Raw genomic sequence first — 21,138 nt, forward strand, 5'->3', positions numbered from 1 at the left:
GGTCCGGTTCACGGCACAAGCGCGCGAGGCGTCTCAGCGCCGCCGCAGGATCCGGTGCAGCGCCCAGGCCGCGGCAAGGACGCCAAGCGCCGCGATCGCCAGATGGACATGCAGCGCCAGATGGCCGAAGAAGCGGGTGATCGCCTGCCCCGCGACGAAGCCGAGCCCGACGAAAAGATGCGCCCAGATCAGGCAGGAAATCGCGTCGAGCGTGGCAAAGCGGCGCCAGCCGATGCCGGATGTGCCGATCAAGACCGCGCCCGCGATCTTCAGCCCGTAGACGAAGCGAAAGCCGAGGACCGAGAGCGTCTGATGCCGCCCAAGCTGGCGATGCAGCGCTTGCACCGGGCCTTTCGAGAGCAGGCGGGCGGCCAAGGCGCCCTGCCCCGCAAGCCGCCCGAGCGCGAAGAAAAGCTGATCGGCCGCGATGGCTCCGGCGGCCACGACGAGCGCCACAATCTCGACCGGAAAGAGCGCGCGATGCGCCAGCACACCGCCCAGCACGGCGACACCCTCGCCCTCGGCCATCGTGCCGAGAAACAGGCCCGGAAGACCGGCGGTCTGGATCAGCGTGTCGAACGACATGGGAACCCTTTGAAAATGCGAAGAACGGCCCGGCTCACCCGCAGTTCCGGGCCGTCGCGCTGCCTGCGCCGCATCTGCGGGCACAGATCGTCGGAAGGGGCGGATCGCGCCTTCCCGCCCGGGGGCCCGCGTGTTCTGGAGCGGGGGGCCGGGACTTGCGGGCTCACTCGGGCAACCTCCCGATCCTGCGCCCGCACGCGGGATCGGGGCATCCCGGGGGACCCGGGGGTTGCCGTCCTCGGGCGGGCGGCCAGCCGCCCGCTCAGCCGACCCGGCTCAGCGCTTTTTCAGCGCGTAGCCGGTGATCGAGACGAAGCACAGCACCACGGCGCCGGCGAAGGCGACCGGCGCGAGGCCCGGCTGGGTCATCGCGAAGATCAGCGCGACGATGTTGAGCAGGGTAAGGAACACCCAGACCGAGGTGCGGGCGCGTTCGGCGGTCATCGGGCGCGTATCGGCGCCGACGATCACGTCGAGGAACTTGCACAAGGCCAGAAGACCGATGGTCAGCGCGATGACCGGGCCCCAGCCCAGCGTCAGGTTGCTCATGCCGGTCAGATTGGCAAAGAACACGAGGAACGGCAGCAGCAGCGCCGTGACTTTCAGCGGATCCGTGAAGTTCTTGATCATGCGGGTCTTCCTTCCTTTTCAAGGGGTCAGCGGATTTTCAGCGTAGCAAGGCCGATGAGCGCAAGGATCAGCGAAACGATCCAGAAGCGGATCACGATCTGCGGTTCGGCCCAGCCCTTCTTCTCGAAGTGGTGGTGGATGGGTGCCATCAGGAACACCCGTTTGCCGGTGGCCTTGAAGTAAGCCACCTGAATGATGACCGAGAGAGCTTCGACGACGAACAGCCCGCCGACGACGCCAAGAACAAGCTCGTGTTTCGTGCAGACGGCAATCGCGCCCAGCGCGCCGCCGAGCGCCAGCGAGCCGGTGTCGCCCATGAACACCGCCGCCGGGGGCGCGTTGTACCACAGGAATCCGAGGCCCCCACCGATCAGCGCGGCGGTGAAGACGAACAGCTCCCCGGTGCCCGGCACGAAATTGACGCCCAGATATTGCGTGAAGTCGGCGCGGCCCACGACATAGGCTATGGCGCCCAAAGTGCCCGCCGCGATCATCACTGGCATGATCGCGAGACCATCAAGCCCGTCGGTCAGGTTCACCGCATTGGCGGCGCCGACGATCACGAACATCGCGAAAGGCACGAAGAAGATGCCAAGGTTGATCAGCACGTTCTTGAACACCGGCAGCGCCAGCATATTCGTCAGTTCCGGCGGATGCATCAGCGCGGCAAAGATGCCCGCCAGCGCCGCCAGCGCAAGACCCAGCGCCATGCGCGTGCGCCCCGAGACCCCTTTGACGTTCTGCTTCGTCACCTTGGCATAATCATCGGCAAAGCCGATCGCGGCATAGCCATAGGTCACGCCCAGCACGATCCAGACATAGCCATTGTCGAGCCGCGCCCACAAAAGCGTGGACACAAGCAGCGCCGACAGGATCAGCAAGCCCCCCATCGTCGGCGTGCCCGCCTTGGCGAAATGGGTTGCGGGGCCGTCGTCGCGGATCGGCTGGCCCTTGCCCTGCTTGCGGCGCAGAATATTGATCAGGGGCCGCCCGAACAGGAAGCCGAAGATCAGCGCGGTGAAGAAGGCCCCACCGGCGCGGAAGGTGATGTAGCGGAAGAGGTTGAAGAAATCGCCCCCGTCCGAAAGGTTCGCAAGCCAGTAAAGCATTATTCTTTTCCTTTGAAGGCCTCTGCCGCGCCGGGCTGACCGAGTTTTCTGAGCGCGTCAACCACGAGCGAGACCTTCGAGCCTTTCGATCCTTTTACCAGCACCACATCCCCGGCATCGACCAGATGCGGCGCGCGGTCGGCCAGATCCCTGGCGGTCTCGACCCACTCGCCCCGCTTGTTCCGCGGCAGCGCTTCGTACAGCGCCTGCATCCGCGGTCCGGCCAGATGCACGATGTCTATCGATACCATTGCGGGCAGTTCGGCAATCGCGGCATGAAGCCGCGCCTCCTCGGGACCGAGCTCCAGCATATCGCCCAGAATGGCGACGCGCCGCCCGCGTTTGACCCGCCCGACCCCGTCGCGCGGGACCTGTCCGGCAAGCACGTCGAGCCCCGCTTCCATCGAAGCAGGATTGGCGTTGAAGGCATCGTCGAAGAGATCGAAGCTCTGCGCCTCGTCGATCAGATCAAGCCAGATCCGCTCGCGTTTGCCCCGCCCCGCGGGGGGCGCCCAAAGCCCGATATCCAGCGCCGCAACGGCCGGATCGGCCCCCACCGCCTGCGCCAGTGCAAGAACCCCCAAGGCGTTGTTTGCAAAGTGTTTTCCGGGTGTCATCACCTTGAAGAGCATCGGCCGCCCGGCATGGTCTGCCTGCACGATCGTGGCATCGCCCACGATTTTCGCACTGACCAGCCGGTAGTCCGATCCGGGGGCCGGACCGAAGGTCACGACCTGCCCGGCGCGCGCCTTTGCCGCATCCAGAAGAATGCCGGTCGTCTCGAGGCCGGTGGGCACGACAGCGGTGCCGCCGGGCTCCAGACCGTCGAAGATCGCGGCCTTCTCGTGCGCGATCTGATCGAGGTTTTCGAAGGCCTCCAGATGCGCCGCGGCGACCGTGGTGATCATCGCGGCATGGGGTCGCGCCATCTTGACCAGAGGCGAAATCTCCCCCGGATGGTTCATGCCGATCTCGATCACCGCGAAATCCGCATCCGCGGGCATCCGCGCAAGCGTGATCGGCACGCCCCAGTGGTTGTTGAACGAGGCCTCGGCCGCATGGACGCGACCCTGCGCCGAGAGCACCGCGCGCAGCATCTCCTTGGTCGAGGTCTTGCCGACCGAGCCCGTCACCGCGATCACCTGCGCGCGGCTCCGCGCCCGACCCGCACGGCCCAGATCTTCGAGCGCCTTGAGCACATCGGGGACCAGCAGCAGCGGGTCTTCTTCGCTCATCCCCTCGGGGATGCGGCTCACCAGCGCGCAGGCGGCGCCCTTTTTCAATGCATCGGCCACGAAATCATGGCCGTCGCGCACATCCTTCAGCGCCACGAACATCTCGCCCGGGCGGATCGAGCGGGTGTCGATCGAAAGCCCGGTCACCATGAACGGGCGCGTCGCCCGGCCGCCGGTGGCGACCGCCGCATCGATCGAGGTCCACAAAACGGCCATGTCAGATCTTCCCATCCAGAGCGGCCACGGCGATCGAGGCCTGTTCGGCATCGTCGAAGGGGAAGACATCGGTGCCGATGACCTGACCGCGCTCATGCCCCTTGCCCATGATCAGAAGCGCATCGCCCGGGCCAAGCGCATCGACGCCGCGCAAGATCGCCTCGGCGCGGTCGCCCACCTCGGTCGCCTCCGGCCCGGCACCCGCCATGACGGCAGCCCGGATCGAGGCCGGGTCTTCGGTGCGGGGGTTGTCGTCGGTGACGATGACCTGATCGGCATGGGCCGAGGCCGCCGCGCCCATCAGCGGGCGTTTCGTGCGGTCCCGGTCACCGCCCGCGCCGACAATGGCAACGATGCGGCCCAGAACATGCGGGCGCAGTGCCTTGAGCGCGGTTTCGACCGCATCGGGCGTGTGGGCGAAATCGACGAAGACGGCGGCGCCATTCGTGCGCGTCGCGGCCAGCTGCATCCGCCCGCGCACGGTCATCAGCTGCGGCAGCGCGTCGAACACTTCTTTCGGCTCGGCGCCGCAAGCGATGACCAGCCCCGCCGCGGTCAGCACGTTCATCGCCTGAAACCCGCCAATCAGCGGCAGGCGCACCATCTGCGGCCCGCCGTGCCACAGGAAGCGCACATCCTGCCCGGCCGCATCGAAGCGCTGCCCCTGCAGCTGGATCTCGCAGACATTGCCGTGGCCAACCCGGATCACCTGTTGCCCACGCGCCTTGGCCAGCGCCGCGAGCCCCGGCCCTTTCGGATCGTCGGTGTTGATCACCGCCGTCCCTTCCTCGGGCAGGACGCGGGTGAAAAGACCCGCCTTGGCGTCGAAATATTCCTCGAAACTCGCGTGGTAATCGAGGTGATCCTGGGTGAAGTTGGTGAAAGCCGCCGCGCGCAGCACGACGCCATCAAGACGGCGCTGCGCCAGCCCGTGCGAGCTGGCTTCCATCGCCGCATGAGTGACGCCCGCCGCCGCCATGTCGGCCAGAAGCCGGTGCAGCGTGATCGGCTCGGGCGTCGTGTGCGCAGATGGCGCGGTAAAGGCGCCCTCGACCCCGGTGGTGCCGATATTGGCCGCATCAAAGCCCAGCGCCTGCCAGATCATCCGGGTGAAGGTCGCGACCGAGGTCTTGCCGTTGGTGCCGGTCACCGCGACCATCTGATCGGGCTGCGCGCCGAAAAACAGCGCCGCCGCGCAGGAGAGCGCCAGCCGCGCATCCTCGACCACGACCAGCGCGACCGAGGTGCCCGCAAGCGCCTGTCGCGCGCTTTCCTCGCCCGAGCGATCCGTCAGCACCGCCGCCGCGCCACGCTCCAGCGCCGCCGCGACAAAGGTTGCGCCATGCACCTTGGTGCCCGGCAGGGCCGCGAACAGATGCCCGGGTTTGACCAGCTGGCTGTCCACCGAAAGGCCCGTCACCGCAACGTCGCTCCCCGGACGGGCCGTCAGCCCCAATGCACTCAAAGGCTTCGCCGTGAGGGCCATATCTTGTGTCCTTGTTCAGTTCCTGCCCCATTTAGAGGCGAAGCCGGGGGGGCGTCAACGCAAGCCTTGTAAACAAGGCCGAAGCCGCCCATCGGGTCACGACCGCGCGGCGATGCCTTGGCGGGCAAAGAGCCTGTCAAAGCCCCATGTGAACAGGAACGTGTAGACGAGGAAACAAACAAGCAGGGCCGTTTCCATCGCAATGGCTTCGGTAAGGGAGACCCCGTAAAAGCCCATGTAAAGCGGCACGGTAAACAAAAACAGTCCGCCCTCGAACCCCAGCGCATGGAGCGCGCGCAAGGCAAGGGTGCGGGTCAACCGGAAGCGATGCTCGATCGCCTCGAAGCCGCGGTTGAAGACAAGGTTCCAGATCAGCGCCACAACCGTCACGAGGATCGAGACGACCAGCGAGTCTTCGGCCGGGCCGGAACTGAGCACCGACAGGAGCAGCGTCGACAGCGCGATAGCCCCGGCTTCGAAGGTAAAGGCATAGAGAAGACGCCGCAGCATCGGGGAAAGTGTGAACATGGCAGGCCTCGAAGCGGTTGCTTCCCGATTTCGGATCGGCCCGTCCCGACTTTGGTTTGTGCAACGGCGCCACGGTTTCCGCGCCTGCGGTTGAAATATCCCCGCGATGCGGACAGGGTCAAGGCTGAAGCGGGGCGCAGATCACTCGGGGAAGACGCAGACGAGTCGGCCCGGCTCGCCCTCGGCGATATAGGCCCGGTTCCGATCGCCGGTCTCGGCGCGCAGCATCCGCTCGGCCTGATCGATCGCCGCGCCAAAGCGGGTCACGACCTCGGCCCGGGGACGTTCGAAGACAAGGCTCTGCTCCAGAAATCCGCCGCCTTCGGGCCGGTAATCATACTGCAACCGCGAGACCGGCAGGCCAAGGTAGTTGCCCTGCAGCGCAACATCGATCTGCATCCGCGGACCAAGCTTCTGCGCCGCAACCAGCTCCGGCGCCAGAAGCCCGCCCGGAGGCCAGATCACCGGCGTCTCGGTCGCCGCGACCGGGCCATCGGGCGCATCGGGCGGCGTCGCGTAACTGTCGGACAGGTTTTCGAAAAAGGTCTTCAGCGCCTCGGACGGGGTGCAGCTGTCCATCCCGGCCAGAAAGGTGTCAAGGACGGGCAGCCCGGGTTCCGGCCCCGGCTCGAAGCGCAGCACCTTGCCCGCCTCGGTCGAGACGACAAGCCAGCCCTCGGAATCCTCGCCGATGAAGGTGACGGGGCTGTCGAGGAATTGCGAGGTGCAATCCTGGCCCACACCGCGCAGCAGATTGGCCTCGCCCCGGCCGGGGATCTGCACGGTGATCACCTCGCCAGCGCAGCGGCCCCCGGTGTCTTCCGCCGTGACCTTGGTGCGCAGGATGGCACAGGTGCCGCGATAGGAAAACTTGCCCGCTTTCACCAGTTCACACGCCCCCGCGAAGGGCAGATCCGGTGCGCGGGCCTGCGCCGAAGCCCCCGCAAAGAGGGGGAACAACGCGATCATGGCGGCGATGATGACAGAATGCAGCCGTGCCATCCGGTCCCTTTCCGTAAGCCCTTTGCTTGTGCAGCATGACGCCGAGCACTGAAGGAAAGGCTAATCCGCGCCGGTTTCGCCCCGGGTCCGGCGTTTTTTCTCTGCCCGAACAAGGCAAGAGACCCCGGATCGGCCGGAGGCCCCCGCCATACGCGCGGAATGACAAAAAACCGTCATAAAAGCTTCATTGGACCCGCGCGAACACTTCCATCATTCTGAAAATATGGAACACAAATCCGCCACTCAGGCCTTTGCTGCCCTTGGTCACCCCGACCGGCTTGCCGTCTTCCGGCTGCTGATGCGCTTCGCCCCGCTGGGCGTGCGTCCGACGGAAATCGGCACGGCGCTCGGGCTGCGGCCCAGCACGCTGTCGCATCACCTTTCGGATCTGGTCGCGGCCGGATTGGTGACGGTGGAGCGGCGCGGCCGCTCGCTTCTGCATGCGGTCGATCTGAGCCGGACCGAGGCGTTGATCGGCTATCTGGCGCTTGACGTCGGCCGCGCCCGACCCGATCTGCTCACCGGCCTGCCGCAGCCCGGACCGGAGCGACACGGGGGGCGCAACGTTCTGTTCCTGTGCACGGGGAATTCCGCACGCTCGCTGATGGCCGAGGCGCTGCTGCGTGATCTCGGCAAGGGCCGGTTCATCGTCCATTCAGCAGGCGCCGCACCGGCCGCGGCAGCCCATCCCGCGGTGATCGCGCTGCTTGCGCGCGCCGGGCATGACACCTGCGGCCTGCATCCGAAAAGCCTGAACGCCTTTCGCGGACCCACGGCGCCGGTAATGGATTTCGTCTTTACCCTGTGTGACAATGCCGCCGCCGAGGAATGCCCGCCCTGGCCGGGCCAACCACTGGCGGGGCATTGGAGCCTGCCCGATCCGCTGAAAGCCGAGGGGACAGAGGCCGAACGGGCGCTGATCCTCGCCCAGACCTACAGCGCACTCAGCAAGCGGATTGCGGCTTTCGTGGCCCTGCCCTTCGAAAGCCTTGATCGGCTGGCGTTGCAGACGCGGCTTGACGGGCTGAGCCTGCGCCCCGCCCCCGAGGCCTGACACCGGTCCCCACCGGAACAGCCTGTCACCCCGGCTCAGTAAAAGCCGACCTCGCGGACCTCGATCTCGGCCTCGTGCTCGCGACCGTAAGCCACGACTGCGACCGAGCGCAGGCTTTTCACCGCGGGGGTCCCCGGCATCATCCGCCCCGAGGCGTGAAAGGCGGTGAAGGGCAGACGAACTTCGGCCCAGTCGGGCGTGACCTCGAAGGGCGCCTGATAATATTGCCAGGGCATCAGCGTCGCCCCGTTGCGCAGATGCGCGAAGTAGCGCTGACCATTGCCGCGCACGATCAGCCGCAGGCCAGTCGTGCCCGCGGGCGGCGGGGCATCGAGATCGCGCCGCATCTGGATGAAGCCGCCATTGTTCGCGGTGCTGATATGGCCGGTCATCCGCGCATGCGGCGCGCCGTTGCCCGTGACCATTTCGAGCCGCCCGGTCGAAACGCCCCCCATCACGGCATCAGTGAAGAAACGCCAGCGGTTTTCGGGATGCATGGTGAAATCCTCGATCACGGTGTCGGCCTGCGCGGGCAGGACCGCGGCAAGCCCGAGCGCCAGCGTGAGGACAAGGGACAGTTGCCGTCGCATCGACCCCTCCGAAGGTTTGCAAGGCTTTCAGGGGACCATGAAACCCGGCTTTTTTCCAGCGGTTTTCACAGCCCCCCTTGGCTCAGAACCGCGCCAGCCGATAGGGTGCGGGATCGACGATCGGTTTGGCCCCGGTCGCCAGATCGGCCGCCAGATGCCCCGCGGCGGGACCGGTGCCGAAGCCATGGCCCGAAAAGCCGGTGGCGAGGATCAGACCCGGCATGGCAGCGACGCTGTCGATCACCGGATCGCTGTCGGGGGTGACGTCGATCATCCCCGCCCAGGTCGCGGCGATGCGGGCCTGCTCGAAGACGGGCCAGGCCTTGCGCAGCGCCGCCATCGCCTCGGCGTTCAGGCCGGGATTGACGTCGGGGTCCATGATCCGGCAGCGCTCGAACGGGGTGATCTCGTCGTCTTTCCAGCGCCTTGCGGACAGAAGTTCGTGCAGGAAATGCCGCCCGAGGCCCACCTGCGTCGCGCCTTTCTGCGCGCGCAGAACCGGCAGATAGCGCAGCCCGAGCCGCAGGTGATCGGGCGTCAGCGGCGCATCAAGCCGCCCGCGCTGCGTGATGGTGAAGCCGCCATCCGTGCGCTTGCGGAACGAAAAGTCCGGCCCGCCCACGGCGGTTTCACAAGGTCCCTCCATCGGCGCGGTGCGCAGGACCGAGCAGATCAAGGGCAGCGTCGGCAGGAAGATCCCCAGATTGCCCAAGAACCGCCGCGACCAGAGCCCCGCGGCGAGGATCACCTTTTCGCACCCGATCTCGCCGCGTTCGGTAACGACGCCCGCGACCTTGCCCGCCTTGGTCGCAAGGCTGCGCACGGCGCAATTCTCGACGATCTGCCCGCCCTTCGCCAGCACCGCCTTGGCCAGCGCCGCACAGGCGAGCGAGGGTTCCGCCCGGCCGTCCGAGGGCGTGTGCACGCCACCCAGCCAGTCGCCCTTGCCGCCGGGTACAAGGCGGTCGATGTCCTTGGGCGAAACGAGGCTTGAGCCCAGATCCAGCGGCGCGACGGCCTTCAGCCAGTCCTCGTAAATCCCCATCTGCTTTTGCGACCGGGTGACAAAAAGGATGCCTGCGGAGCGATAACCGCAATCGGCGCCCACCCGCGCGGGCATCTCGGCCCAAAGCCGGTCAGCGGCCTGTGCCAGCGGGACATCGGCAGGCGCGCGCGAGGTCTTGCGCACCCAGCCCAGATTGCGCCCAGATTGCTCGGCGCCGATGCGGCCCTTTTCCAGCACCGTCACCGGGATGCCGCGCTCGATCAGCGTCAGCGCGGCCGACAGACCAACGATCCCGGCGCCGATCACGACGACGGTGGTTTGCGCCGGAATGTCGGGGGTGGACGCCGGAAGGATAGCAAGCGGTTCCATCACTTACACCCCCAGCCGGATCATTTCGGCGCCCTGCGACGCCCCGCGATAGGCGGTCACTTCGATCTCGACCTTGTAGACACTCGAGCCAAGCGGCGGGCAGGTGACGGTCAGCGCCGGATCGACCCCGCGGAACATCTCGCCAAAGATTTCCATCACCAGCGGCGTATCGGCCGGTTCCTGAATGAAGACGCGGGCCGAGATCACGTCGCCCAGACCCGATCCCACCGCCTGAAGCGCGCGGGAGATATTGGCGAAGACCTGATGGGTCTGCGCGGCCACATCCTCGGGGATCAGTTTCGTCTCCGGGTTGCGCCCGGCGGTGTTCGACACGAAAATCCAATCGCCCACGGCCACAAGGCGGGAATAGCTGCTCTTGTCCTCCAGCACCGCGCCGGATTTCAACTTCACGATCTTTGTCATTGGTTTTCCTGAAGGTTTTGGGGGGCTGACCTGCGGGGTCAGCGCCCCCGAAAGGTCAGCGCAGGACGGGCTCGTCCCAGAGGTTCAGCTTCACGCCGATGCCGCGTTCGATCGCGTTGCGGTAAAGCACCGTGCCCCAGGCCACATCCTCGACCGGCATCCCGCCCACCGACATGATGATGATTTCCTCGTCATTCTTGCGGCCCGGCGCGTCGCCCGCAACGATGGCGCCAAGGTCTTCCAGATCGTCATGGGTCAGCTTGCCCTCGGCGATCATGTCCATGAACTTCACGCCGATCACCGGAATGGTGTTATGCGCGGGCTTCGGCACTTCCTCGTACCAGGCCTCGTAAAGCCCGGTGTTATCCAGCACCTTGCGCACGTCAGGCGCCTGCATCCCCTCGTCGATGTTGCACACCGCGGGCATCGCCATGAAGGCGCCGGGCTTGACCCATTCGCGTTTGACAATCGGATAGGTCGAGGGGTCGCCCGTCTCGCCCGAGTTGCAATAGGAGAACAAATCCGAGCCGCGCACGACCTCTTCGACACTGTCGACAACCGTGACCGAGATGATTTGCGGATAGGTCTCGGCCACCCACGAAAGGAAATTGTTCAGGCTTTTCTCGCCGCGGCCCTTCACCTTCAGCGTGTCGATTTTCGGACAGGCGACCATGAAGGCGGCCAGCGTCGTCTTCGCCATCACCCCCGGCCCGAGGATGCCGACGATCTTCGAGTCGGGCCGGGCGAGATGGCGCGCGCCGACGCCCGGCACCGCGCCGGTGCGATAGGCCGAGAGCAGGTTCGCCGACATATGGGCCAAGGGCGCCCCGGTCTCGGTGTCGTTCAAGGTGAACATCAGGATCGAGCGCGGCAGGCCCTTTTGCCGGTTCGCGATGTTCGAGCCATACCACTTGACGCCCGTGGTGCAGAAGCGACCGCCCAGATAGGCGGGCATCGCCATGAAGCGGCGGTCCGCGGTGGGTTTCGGCATCGTCGGGAACGGGCTTTCCGCCGGGAACATTACCATCGCGCCGTGGCTGTCGTTGTTCGCCCCGGCCATGCGGTAATCGCCCGAATGCAGCAGGCCGAACATCTCCTCCATGCAGTCGACGCAAGCGGCCATGTCGGTGACGCCCGCCTTGATCATGTCAGGTTCGGACAGGTAGATGAAATCGATACGCGTTTCGGCGTTCATGGGGTTTCTCTCTGGTTTGGGAAGGGTGGCCCTGCCGCGCGGCAGGGCGGGAAAGGCTCAGTCGAAGGCGCGGCCGAGGCGGGCGTAAAGCTCGGGCTGGCTGCGTTTGATGCGCAGGGCGAGAAGCGAGCCGGAGGCGGCGACGCAGACGACGATCACCGGGAAGGCCTGCACGATCGGGCTTTCGGACCCGGTCAGCATCGACAGGTTCGACCAGACAAGACCGAAGGCGGTCATCAGGCCAAGCGTGGCAAGAGCGGGCGCCACCACGGTCACAAGGGGCGAGCGGCCGAAATTGTCGCGCCGGAAAAAGGCGATGACGGCGATCGAGACCATGATCTGCACTGCGACGATCGACAGAACCGCCAGCGCTGACATCCAGGAAAAGACGATGCCGTAAGGGTCGGCGCCAAAGAGCGCGAACAGGCCAAGGATCGCAGCCACCAGCGCCGCCTGCACCAGCCCCGCCACATGCGGCGAGCCGTGATCGTCATGCACTTTCGTCACATGCGAGGACAAAAGCCCCTCGTGGCCCAGCGCATAGAAGTAGCGGTTGAGCGTGTTGTGGAAGGACAGCAGGCAGGCAAAAAGGCTGGTGATCAGAAGGATATTGGCCAGTTTCACCACCCAGCCGCCCAGCAGCGCCTCCATGACGTTGAAGTAGAACCCTTCGAGCGAGGCGGCGGCGGCGGCCTGCGCCTGCTCCGGGCCGTAGTATTGCACGATGGCCCAGGTCGAGAAGGCATAGAAGGCGGTGATCAGGATCACGGCGATATAGGTCGCCCGGGGAATGGTGCGGTCGGGGTTCGAGGCTTCCTCGCCGAAGATCGCGGTGGCCTCGAAGCCGACATAGGAGCCCAGCACGAAGACCATGGTGACGCCAAGGCCGGGGCCGAAGACCTCCGACAGGCGGAAGCCCGAGACCGTGATGCCGATCTCGCCGCCGCCATGCGCCAGAATGGCGATGTCGAGGACGAGCAGGATGATCAGCTCCGCGATCATGCACAGGCCAAGGATCACCCCCGACACCGCGATGTGGCGACGGCCCAGCAGGACCACGATGACCAGCCCCGCAAAGGCCCAGACCCACCAGGGCAGATCAAGCCCGAGCGAGGCCGCAAAGCCCGAAACAAAGACGGCGAACAGCGCGAAAACCGAGATCTGGATGGCGAAATAGGCCAAAAGCGCGGTCAGCGCGCCGCCGATGCCCGCGGGGCTGCCAAGGCCGCGGGTGATATAGGCGTAAAATGCCCCTGCCCCGCTGACGTGCCGGGTCATCGCGGTGAACCCCACGGAGAACAGCAGATAGAGGATCCCCGCAAGGATGAAGGCGCCCGGCACGCCCGCGCCATTGCCAAAAGCGAAGGCGGGCGGCGTCGCGCCGACGACAGCGGTCATCGGCGCGGCGGCCGCGACGACAAAGAAGATGATATGCGCAAGCCCTATCGAATTGGCCTGCAGGCGGTTCGCGCCCGGTTGGTTTTCCATTTTCCCGATCCCTGTTTCGGTTTCTTTGACTCCGGTCTGCAGGCCGCAAGACAAGAGCGACCATTGCAAAGCGCGCCAAAAATCCGATAGTTTGCGCCAAAGACCCCCTACGGGCGGAAAATGAGGAAAAATGTCCGCGATCAGCAGCCCATTGCCCGGAATGCTGTCTGTCAGGGCCCTGATTTTTGGGCCAATTCTGGAATACTTTGCCGATGATCCGGGCAAGTTGAAAATTCTGCTTGCCCGCGAAAAGCTCTCGCCCGAGGTGCTGGCCGATCCTTACGAAGCGATTCCCTTGCAAAGTTATCTCTCGATTTTCGAGACTGCGGCGGAATTGGCGGGCGATCCGCTCTTTGGCGCACGCTTGGGGTTCGGGATGCGGCCGGGCAATCTGGCGCCGATCGGCCTGCGCGCGGTGCAGGCGGGCACGATCCGCAGCGCGCTTGCGGCCTTTGCGCGCTGGTCGGGGGCGCTGCAAAGCGCGACGCAATCGAGCCTGACCGAGGAGGACGATCAACTTGTCTTCACCTACCGGCTGACAGCGCCGGTGCTGATCGCCTCGCGGCAGGATACGGAATTCAGCCTCGCGGCGGTTTCACGGCTGATCCGCGGCGCCTTCGATCCGCGCTGGCGCCCGCTGGAGATCCGCTTCACCCATCCGCCGATCCCCGAGAAAGCGCGGCTCGAGGCGCTGTTCCGTGCCCCGGTGCGCTATTCGCAACCGACGAATGCCATCGTCTTTGCCGCCGCCGAGGCCGACCGGGTGCATCGCGCTGAAGACCCGGACATGATCGCGCTGATCGAGCGGCATCTGCAGGATCTGACCGCCGATGTCAGCCGCGCCGAAAGCCTTGTGTCCCAGGTCGAGGCGCTGATCGACCTTTATCTCGGTGTGCGCGCGATCGACCTGCCGACGATTGCGGCGGCGTTGCGGATGGCGCCGCGCAGCCTGCAACGGGGTCTGGCCGCGGAAGGTGCGAGCCTGAGCGGGCTATTGCGCCAGCAACGGCAGCGCCGGGCCGAGGTGCTGCTGCGCGAGCGCGGCCTGAGCGTCGAGGCGGTGGCGCAGGCGCTGGGCTATGCCGATGGCACGGTGTTCTGGCGCGCGTGGCGCAACTGGACCGGCGTTGCCCCAAGCCGCGTCCCCCCGAAATGACAGCCCCGACAGGGGCGACGAGGTCGACCGCCAGCACGGCGGGTCTTTGGCTGCGCGGCGCCACAACCAAAAGATGACCTGCAAGCCAGAAACACCCTTGACGGAATCGTTCGATCATGGATTGTTATTATACATAACAATTATGGAGACGCGCGATGCTGGCGACATTCGGAACGGCTTTGGTGACCGGAGGCGGCAGCGGCCTTGGTCGCGCAACCGCCCGGCATCTGGCCGCGAATGGCTGCCGCGTTGCGGTGCTCGACCGTGACGGCGCCGCCGCTCAGGCCTTGGCGGACGAGATCGGCGGGCTCGGCCTTGCCTGCGATGTCGCCGAGGAAACCTCGGTCGCCACCGCCTTTGCCGAAGTGCAGACGGTCTTTGGCACGGCGCCGCGCATCGCTGTCAGCTGTGCGGGCATCGGCACTGCCGGGCGCATCCTGCCGCGCGAGGGCGCCCTGCCCATCGCCACCTTCGAGCGCACGCTGCGGGTCAATCTGCTTGGCACCTATATCGTGCTGAGCCACGCCGCGCAGGCGATGGCGGGGCTGAAGCCGATGCCGGATGGCGCGCGCGGCGTGATCATCAACACCGCCTCGGTCGCCTGGCAGGATGGGCAGATCGGTCAGGCGGCTTATGCGGCCTCCAAGGGCGGCGTCGCCGCGCTGACACTGCCGGCCGCGCGCGAATTCGCCCGGCTCGGCATCCGCGTGATGACGATTGCGCCGGGTCTTTTCGAGACGCCGATGACCGCAGGTCTGCCCGAAGACGCCCGCGCCGCGATCACCGCCACGATCCCCTTTCCCGCGCGTCTTGGCGCCCCCGAGGATTTCGCCCTCCTCGTCGGGCAGATCGCGCTCAACCCCTATCTCAACGGCGAGGTGATCCGGCTCGATGCCGCAGTTCGCCTTGCACCGCGCTGATTGCAAAGGACATTCGATGAACAAGCCGCTTTCCCGCCCGCTTCTGGACATCACGCTCGAGGGCGCCATCGCCACGCTCACGATGAACCGCCCGGCCAAACGCAACGCCATGTGCGACGGCCTTCTGGCCGAAATCGAGGCCTTCTTCGCCGCCCCGCCCAAGGGCATCCGCGTGGTGATCCTGACCGGAACCGAGGGGCATTTCTGCTCGGGCCTTGATCTGTCGGAACATGTCGCCCGCGACGCCGAGGGCACGTTGCGTCATTCCCGCAACTGGCACCGGGTGATGGAGATGGTGCAGTTTTCCGGCCTGCCGGTGGTCTCGGCGATGTTCGGCGCAGTGATCGGCGGGGGGCTTGAACTCGCCGCCGCGACCCATGTCCGCGTGGCTGAACCCTCGACGATTTTCCAGCTGCCCGAGGGGCGGCGGGGGAATTTTGTCGGCGGCGGCGCCTCGGTCCGGGTCGGGCGCATCCTGGGCGCCGACCGGATGTGCGAGATGATGCTGACCGGCCGCACCTATTCGGCCGAGGACGGGCTGGCGCTGGGTCTGACGCATTACCTTGTCCCCGAGGGGCAGGCTTTGGCCAAGGCACGCGAGCTTGCCGCCCGCATCGCCGACAATGCGCAACTTTCGAATTTCATGATGATTCAGGCGCTTGCCCGGATCGAGGACATGGGCCGCGCCGACGGGCTTTTCACCGAAAGCCTCTGTGCCGCCGTTTCACAGACCAGCCGTGACGCCGAGGAAGGGCTTTCCGCCTTCCTTGAACGGCGGCAACCGAAGTTCCGCTAGCCCCCGCAAGAGGGGCGGCGGTCCGTCCGGCCGGGAGGGGCCAGGACGCCACCAAGGGAGGAAGACATGACGATGAACCTGACCCGTCGCGGGGTTCTCGCGACGCTGGGTGTCGCTTTGGCCGCACCCGCCTTTGTCCGCCGTGCCCGGGCAGCCGAGGTGACGCTGCGGCTGCACCATTTCATGCCCGCGATGACCTCGACCCAGACCAAGGTCTTCGAACCCTGGGCGCAGGAGCTCTCTGACGCTTCGGACGGGCGGATCGCCGTGCAGATCTTCCCCTCGATGCAGCTGGGCGGCAAGCCGCCGCAGCTTGTCGATCAGGTCAAGGGCGGCACCTGCGACATTGCCTGGACGCTGACCGTCTACACGCCGGATCGCTATCTGGTCGCCGAAACCCTGTCGCTGCCCTTCATGGCAACGACGGCGGCGAAGACCACGGTGGCGATGCGGACCCTGATGGAGGAATTCGGGCAGGCCGATTACAAGGGGGTGCGGCCGCTCGCCTTTCACACCCATGCGGCGGGCAAGTTCCACATGACCAAGGCCGCGGTGACGACGGCCGCCGACATGAAGGGGCTGCGGCTGCGCTCGCCCAACAAGACGACGGGGGAGTTTCTGGCCGCACTTGGCGCCGAACCCGTCTTCTTTCCGGTGACCGAAATGGTTGTCGGCCTCTCGAACGGGGTCATCGACGGCTGCTGCCTTCCCTATGAGGCGGTCCCGGCGCTGAAGCTGCAGGAACTGACGCATGAACATTCCGCCGCCGCCGCGGGGGCGCGGGGGCTTTACACCAACACCTTCGCGCTGGTGATGAACGAACGCAGCCATGACCGGATGCCCGAGGAGCTGCGGGCGATCTTCGATGCCACCACGGGCGCCGTGCTGTCAGACCGGATGGGGCAGAATTTCGATGCCTCGGAAGAGGTTGGCCGTCAGGCGGTGATCACCGCGGGCAGCCCGATCCACGAGATCGACGCCGCCGAGATCGCCCGCTGGCGCGAGGCCGCCGCCCCGGTGCACGAGGCCTGGGCCGCGAAACTGACCGCGGCCGGTCTGGATGGTGCCGCGATCATGGCGCGGGCGAACGCGCTGCTGGATGCCTGACATGGAACAGATCCGCACCCTTCCCCGCGCCGATGGTCCGCCGATGACCCCCGCGCCCTTGGGCGAGACCCGCTCGGCCCATCCCGATCCGCTCTCGTTGCGGGTCACCGCACTGGACCGGCTTTGCACCCTTTCCGCCGGGCTCGGCGGGGCGGCGATCTTCGCCGTCTCGCTGACCGTCACCGCTTCGGTGATCGGGCGCAACCTTGGCCTTGGCGGCATCCGCGGCGATTTCGAACTGACCGAGATCGTCGCCACCACCGCCGCCAGCCTGTTCCTGCCGCTGTGCCAGCTCAAGCGCGGCCACGTCGTCGTCGATCTGTTCACGAACTGGCTGCCGATGCGCAACCGGCTGCAGCTTGAGGGTCTTTGGACCACCGTCTTCGGGCTGTTCTGGGCCTCGGTCGCGGTCTGGCTCTGCCTTGGCCTGATCGAGGTGAAAGGTTACGGCGACCGCACGATGCTTCTGGGTGTGCCGGTCTGGTGGCTGCATGTCCCCGCGATCTTCGGCACCGGGCTGTCGGCACTGGTCGCCTTCGAAACGGCCGTCGCGCTGCTGCGCGGCCATGAGCCAAAGGAGCGCGGCTGATGGACCCTGTCACCCTTGCGATCCTGTTGTGCGCGCTGATGCTGCTGGCAATCTTCGCCCGCGTGCCCGTGGCGCTCTCGATGGGCGGCATCGGCGCCATCGGCTATGCGATGCTCGCCAGCCCCGAAGCGCTGACGACCTATCTTTCGACCGCCTGGCCCGACAAGTTCCGCTCCTATGAACTGGCGATCGTGCCGCTCTTTGTGCTGATGGGCAATATCGCCACGATGACCGGGATTTCGGGCCGCTTGTTTGCCGCCTCGAACGCCTGGATCGGGCATTGGCGCGGCGGCATGGCGCTGGCCGCGATTGGCGGCTGCGCGATGTTCGGCTCGATCTGCGGATCGTCACTCGCCACCGCCTCGACCATGGCGCGCGTGGCATTGCCCGAGATGAAACGGGCGGGCTATTCCGGGGCGCTGTCCTCGGGCGCGCTCGCCGCGGGCGGCACCTTGGGGATCCTGATCCCGCCCTCGGTCGTGCTGATCATCTATGCGATGCTGACCGAGCAGAACATCGTCAAACTTTTCCTTGCCGCCACGATCCCCGGAACCCTTGCCGTCCTTGGTTTCGGTCTGGCCGTGCTGGTCTGGGTCCGGCTTTTCCCCGAGGAAGGCCCGGCCACGCCCGCGGCAAGCTGGGCAACCCGGTTCCGGTCACTTCTGGGCATCTGGCACATCGTCGGGATCTTCGCGACGGTTCTGGGTGGCATCTATGGCGGCTTCTTCACCCCGGCCGAAGGCGCCTCGGTCGGAGTCGTCGCCGTGGCCGCGGCGGGGCTTCTGACCCGCACGCTGACGCCGAAAATCCTGATCGCCTGCCTGATCGACACTGCGGTGTCGAGCGCGATGATCTTCGCCATCGTCTTTGGCGCCGATCTGTTCAACGTCGCACTGACGCTGTCGCGGATGCCGGTCGAGCTGGCCGATTGGGTCGGCGGCTCGGGCCTTGCGCCGCTGACCGTGATGATCGCGATGATCACCTTCTACCTGATCATGGGCTGCGTGATGGACAGCCTGTCGATGATCCTTCTGACCGTGCCGGTGTTCTTTCCGACCGTGATGGGGCTCGATTTCGGCCTGGCCCCGGAAGCGCAGGCGATGTGGTTTGGCATCATCACCCTTGTCGTCGTGGAAATGGGGATGATCACCCCGCCCGTCGGCATGAACCTGTTCGTCATCTCGGCGATGGCGCGGGACATTCCGACCCGGCAGGTCTTCCTTGGCACCGTGCCCTTCGTGGTCTCGGAACTCGGGCGGATCAGCCTTCTGGTCGCCTTTCCGGTCCTCAGCTACGGTCTGGTGAGCCTGATGCAATGAGGACACCATGAAACGCCCCAAACCCGCCCCGGACGCCGCTTTCCTGCCCAAGGACGACAGCTTGCGCCAATTCATCGGCTACAACATGAAGCGCGCCTATCTGGTGATCGACGCCGACATGCGGCCGACGATCGCGGCGCTTGGATTGCGGCCCGCCACCTTTTCGGCGCTCGCCATCATCGTCGAGAACCCGGACATCACGCAATCGGCGCTGGGGCTGGCCCTTTCGATCGAACGCTCGGGCGTGGTGCTGATCGTCGATGAACTCGAAGCCGCCGATCTGATCAGCCGCAACAAGGTCGAGGGCGACCGGCGTTCCTATGCGCTGCGCCCGACGCTGGCCGGGCGCAAACTCTGGAATGACGCGCAGCGGCGCGTGCAGGAGCACGACAATCGTGTGCTTGCGCCGCTGAGCCCCGAAGAACGCGCCCAGCTGCGCGACTTTCTCAACCGCATCGAGGCCCCTTCGGCCACCGACCGAACCGGATAGGAGACGACATGAATATCGCCGCCACCGACTGCCCCGCCTACACCGATTACCTGCCGCACAAGGCGCATCTCGACTACCGCGACGACGGGTCGATGATCTTTCGCTCCGATTACCCGCTCGATCCGATCGTGTCGAACACCGGCGAGTGGTTGCACCGCTGGGCCGCCACCGCCCCTGACAGCCTCTTTCTTTCGGAACGCAACGGCGCTGGCTGGCGGGATCTGAGCTATGCCGAGGTGCTGTCCCAGGTCCGTGCCATTGCCGCGTCGCTTCTGGCGCGGGGGCTTGGCGCCTCCACCCCGATCGTGATCCTCTCGGGCAATTCGATCGATCACGCGCTTCTGTCGCTCGGGGCGCAATATGTGGGCGTGCCGGTGGTGCCGGTGGCCGAGCAATATTCGCTGATCCCCGAGGCCCATCCGCGCCTTGTCTACGTGCTGAGCAAGGTCCGCCCGGCGCTGGTCTTCACCGAGAATGCCGGAACCTATGCCGCGGCGCTGGCGCTGCCGGAACTCTCCGCGGTCGAGGTGGTCGCAAGCCGCATCGACGGCGCCCCGCGCCCGGTCACGCCCTTTGCCGATCTCTTGACCGCAACGCCTGACCGCGCGCTGGATGTGGCCCATGCCCGCGTCGGGCCGGATACGGTGGCGAAGATCCTCTTCACCTCGGGCTCGTCTTCGGACCCGAAGGGCGTGCTGACGACACAGCGGATGATGTGCGCCAATCAGGCCCAGATCGCCTCGGTGCTGCCGTTCCTGAAAGCCCGCCCGCCGCGCATCGTCGATTGGCTGCCGTGGAACCATGTTTTTGGCGGCTCGCACAATCTGAACATGATGCTGGCGCATGGCGGCACGCTGGTGATCGACACCGGCAAGCCGACCTCGGCGGGTTTTCCGACCTCGGTCGAGAATATCCGCGCCCGCGCCGACACGATGTCCTTCAACGTCCCGGTCGGCTATTCGATGCTGCTCACGGCGATGGAGGAAGACCCCGCCCTGCGCGAGGCCTTCTTTGCCGATCTCGACCTGATCTTCTACGCGGGCGCCTCGCTGCGGCAGGAGGTCTGGACCCGGCTCGAGGAATTCGCGCTCGAGATCGGCGGGCGGCGGCCCTTGATGGTCTCGAGCTGGGGGCTGACCGAAACCGCCCCGGCCTGCGTGATGCTGCACGAACCCGTCACCCGCTCGGGGCTGATCGGCGTGCCGCTTCCGGGGGTGGAGGTGAAGCTGATCCCCGACCCCGATCTGCGCTGCGAAATCCGCGTCCGCGGCCCGAATGTGATGCCCGGTTATTTCGAAGACCCGGTGAAATCCGTCGCCGCCTTTGACGAGGAAGGCTTTTTCATCACCGGCGATGCGGTGCGTTTCGTCGATCCCGCCCACCCGGAACGCGGGCTGATCTTTGACGGCCGCGTGTCCGAGGATTTCAAGCTGACGACCGGCACCTGGGTGCAGGCGGGGCGGCTGCGGATGGAGGCGCTCGAAGCGCTGCGCGATCTGGTGCAGGATGTGGTGATCTGCGGCCATGACCGCGGCGAGGTCGGGCTGTTCATCTTCCCGAAGCCCGACCATGTGCACGGGCAGAACACCTCCGAAGGCGCGGTGATCGATCCGATCCTGCAATATGAAATCGAGATGGTCCTGCGCGAGATGGCGCGCCACGCGACGGGCTCGGCGAAGCGGATTTCGCGCGCGCTGATCCTCGCCGAACCGCCCTCGTTGAAGGATGGCGAGCTAACCGACAAGGGGTCGCTCAACGTGCGCAAGATCATCACCCGCCGCGCCGACCTTCTGGAACGGCTCTATGACAACGAAGACCCCGGCCTGATCCGGGTGTGAGGCGAAG

The 21,138-nt window shown here is 66.2% G+C and carries 21 protein-coding genes; 9 read left to right on the forward strand and 12 right to left on the reverse strand.

Annotated features, from left to right (window positions below):
- Window positions 1-33 precede the first annotated feature (33 nt).
- From ACTTAI_RS12645 to ACTTAI_RS12675, 7 genes are all read right to left on the reverse strand, one after another.
- Window positions 34-585 carry a DedA family protein gene (locus ACTTAI_RS12645; RefSeq protein ID WP_444451903.1) on the reverse strand — a complete coding sequence of 184 codons (552 nt, stop codon included), beginning with the start codon at window positions 583-585 and terminating at the stop codon, window positions 34-36.
- A gap of 276 nt (window positions 586-861) precedes the next feature.
- A complete protein-coding gene (locus ACTTAI_RS12650) occupies window positions 862-1,215 on the reverse strand; it encodes a hypothetical protein (protein WP_444451904.1) in 354 nt (117 codons plus the stop codon).
- Window positions 1,216-1,241: 26 nt separating this feature from the next.
- Entirely contained in the window at window positions 1,242-2,324 is a 1,083-nt protein-coding gene (gene mraY, locus ACTTAI_RS12655) for a phospho-N-acetylmuramoyl-pentapeptide-transferase (protein WP_444451905.1), read from the reverse strand.
- Complete coding sequence (locus ACTTAI_RS12660; protein WP_444451906.1) at window positions 2,324-3,775, reverse strand: UDP-N-acetylmuramoyl-tripeptide--D-alanyl-D-alanine ligase; 1,452 nt, start codon at window positions 3,773-3,775, stop codon at window positions 2,324-2,326. Before ACTTAI_RS12660 ends, mraY begins: the two co-directional genes overlap by 1 nt.
- Before the next feature lies 1 nt (window position 3,776).
- On the reverse strand, window positions 3,777-5,261 hold the full coding sequence (locus tag ACTTAI_RS12665; RefSeq protein WP_444451907.1) for a UDP-N-acetylmuramoyl-L-alanyl-D-glutamate--2,6-diaminopimelate ligase: 1,485 nt from the start codon (window positions 5,259-5,261) through the stop codon (window positions 3,777-3,779).
- Window positions 5,262-5,357: 96 nt separating this feature from the next.
- Window positions 5,358-5,789, reverse strand: a complete 432-nt coding sequence (locus tag ACTTAI_RS12670) for a PACE efflux transporter (RefSeq protein WP_444451908.1) — start codon at window positions 5,787-5,789, stop codon at window positions 5,358-5,360.
- A 141-nt stretch (window positions 5,790-5,930) separates the two neighbouring features.
- Window positions 5,931-6,791 (reverse strand): hypothetical protein, encoded by an 861-nt coding sequence (locus tag ACTTAI_RS12675; RefSeq protein ID WP_444451909.1) that lies wholly within the window; start codon window positions 6,789-6,791, stop codon window positions 5,931-5,933.
- A 223-nt stretch (window positions 6,792-7,014) separates the two neighbouring features.
- Here ACTTAI_RS12675 and ACTTAI_RS12680 point away from each other — a divergent pair, with 223 nt between their 5' ends.
- Window positions 7,015-7,845 (forward strand): arsenate reductase/protein-tyrosine-phosphatase family protein, encoded by an 831-nt coding sequence (locus tag ACTTAI_RS12680; RefSeq protein WP_444451910.1) that lies wholly within the window; start codon window positions 7,015-7,017, stop codon window positions 7,843-7,845.
- Window positions 7,846-7,880: 35 nt separating this feature from the next.
- Here the strand turns inward: ACTTAI_RS12680 and ACTTAI_RS12685 are convergent, their stop codons facing one another.
- From ACTTAI_RS12685 to ACTTAI_RS12705, 5 genes are all read right to left on the reverse strand, one after another.
- Window positions 7,881-8,435: a CIA30 family protein gene (locus ACTTAI_RS12685; protein WP_444451911.1), complete on the reverse strand. Its 555-nt coding sequence runs from the start codon at window positions 8,433-8,435 to the stop codon at window positions 7,881-7,883.
- A gap of 82 nt (window positions 8,436-8,517) precedes the next feature.
- Entirely contained in the window at window positions 8,518-9,810 is a 1,293-nt protein-coding gene (locus ACTTAI_RS12690) for an NAD(P)/FAD-dependent oxidoreductase (protein ID WP_444451912.1), read from the reverse strand.
- A 3-nt stretch (window positions 9,811-9,813) separates the two neighbouring features.
- Window positions 9,814-10,233 carry a Rid family hydrolase gene (locus tag ACTTAI_RS12695; RefSeq protein WP_444451913.1) on the reverse strand — a complete coding sequence of 140 codons (420 nt, stop codon included), beginning with the start codon at window positions 10,231-10,233 and terminating at the stop codon, window positions 9,814-9,816.
- Window positions 10,234-10,288: 55 nt separating this feature from the next.
- Window positions 10,289-11,428 carry a tyramine oxidase subunit B gene (locus tag ACTTAI_RS12700; RefSeq protein WP_444451914.1) on the reverse strand — a complete coding sequence of 380 codons (1,140 nt, stop codon included), beginning with the start codon at window positions 11,426-11,428 and terminating at the stop codon, window positions 10,289-10,291.
- Between the two features lie 57 nt (window positions 11,429-11,485).
- Complete coding sequence (locus ACTTAI_RS12705; protein WP_444451915.1) at window positions 11,486-12,916, reverse strand: APC family permease; 1,431 nt, start codon at window positions 12,914-12,916, stop codon at window positions 11,486-11,488.
- A gap of 226 nt (window positions 12,917-13,142) precedes the next feature.
- Between ACTTAI_RS12705 and ACTTAI_RS12710 the strand changes: the two genes are divergently transcribed.
- From ACTTAI_RS12710 to ACTTAI_RS12745, 8 genes are all read left to right on the forward strand, one after another.
- The gene (locus ACTTAI_RS12710; RefSeq protein WP_444451916.1) at window positions 13,143-14,072 is read left to right on the forward strand and encodes an AraC family transcriptional regulator; all 930 of its coding nucleotides are present in this window, start codon (window positions 13,143-13,145) and stop codon (window positions 14,070-14,072) included.
- Between the two features lie 155 nt (window positions 14,073-14,227).
- Window positions 14,228-14,992 carry an SDR family NAD(P)-dependent oxidoreductase gene (locus tag ACTTAI_RS12715; protein WP_444451917.1) on the forward strand — a complete coding sequence of 255 codons (765 nt, stop codon included), beginning with the start codon at window positions 14,228-14,230 and terminating at the stop codon, window positions 14,990-14,992.
- A 16-nt stretch (window positions 14,993-15,008) separates the two neighbouring features.
- Window positions 15,009-15,788, forward strand: a complete 780-nt coding sequence (locus tag ACTTAI_RS12720; RefSeq protein WP_444451918.1) for a crotonase/enoyl-CoA hydratase family protein — start codon at window positions 15,009-15,011, stop codon at window positions 15,786-15,788.
- Window positions 15,789-15,854: 66 nt separating this feature from the next.
- Window positions 15,855-16,895, forward strand: coding sequence for a TRAP transporter substrate-binding protein (locus ACTTAI_RS12725; RefSeq protein ID WP_444451919.1), 1,041 nt, complete (start codon window positions 15,855-15,857; stop codon window positions 16,893-16,895).
- Window position 16,896: 1 nt separating this feature from the next.
- Window positions 16,897-17,484 (forward strand): TRAP transporter small permease, encoded by a 588-nt coding sequence (locus ACTTAI_RS12730; protein WP_444451920.1) that lies wholly within the window; start codon window positions 16,897-16,899, stop codon window positions 17,482-17,484.
- Window positions 17,484-18,803 carry a TRAP transporter large permease gene (locus ACTTAI_RS12735; protein ID WP_444451921.1) on the forward strand — a complete coding sequence of 440 codons (1,320 nt, stop codon included), beginning with the start codon at window positions 17,484-17,486 and terminating at the stop codon, window positions 18,801-18,803. Before ACTTAI_RS12730 ends, ACTTAI_RS12735 begins: the two co-directional genes overlap by 1 nt.
- 7 nt (window positions 18,804-18,810) lie before the next feature.
- A complete protein-coding gene (locus ACTTAI_RS12740; protein WP_444451922.1) occupies window positions 18,811-19,293 on the forward strand; it encodes a MarR family winged helix-turn-helix transcriptional regulator in 483 nt (160 codons plus the stop codon).
- Between the two features lie 8 nt (window positions 19,294-19,301).
- Window positions 19,302-21,131, forward strand: a complete 1,830-nt coding sequence (locus tag ACTTAI_RS12745; protein ID WP_444451923.1) for a feruloyl-CoA synthase — start codon at window positions 19,302-19,304, stop codon at window positions 21,129-21,131.
- Window positions 21,132-21,138: the final 7 nt, after the last annotated feature.

It is taken from the genome of Rhodobacter capsulatus (genome assembly GCF_052363175.1).
In the GTDB taxonomy this organism is placed as follows: Bacteria; Pseudomonadota; Alphaproteobacteria; order Rhodobacterales; family Rhodobacteraceae; genus Rhodobacter; species Rhodobacter capsulatus_D.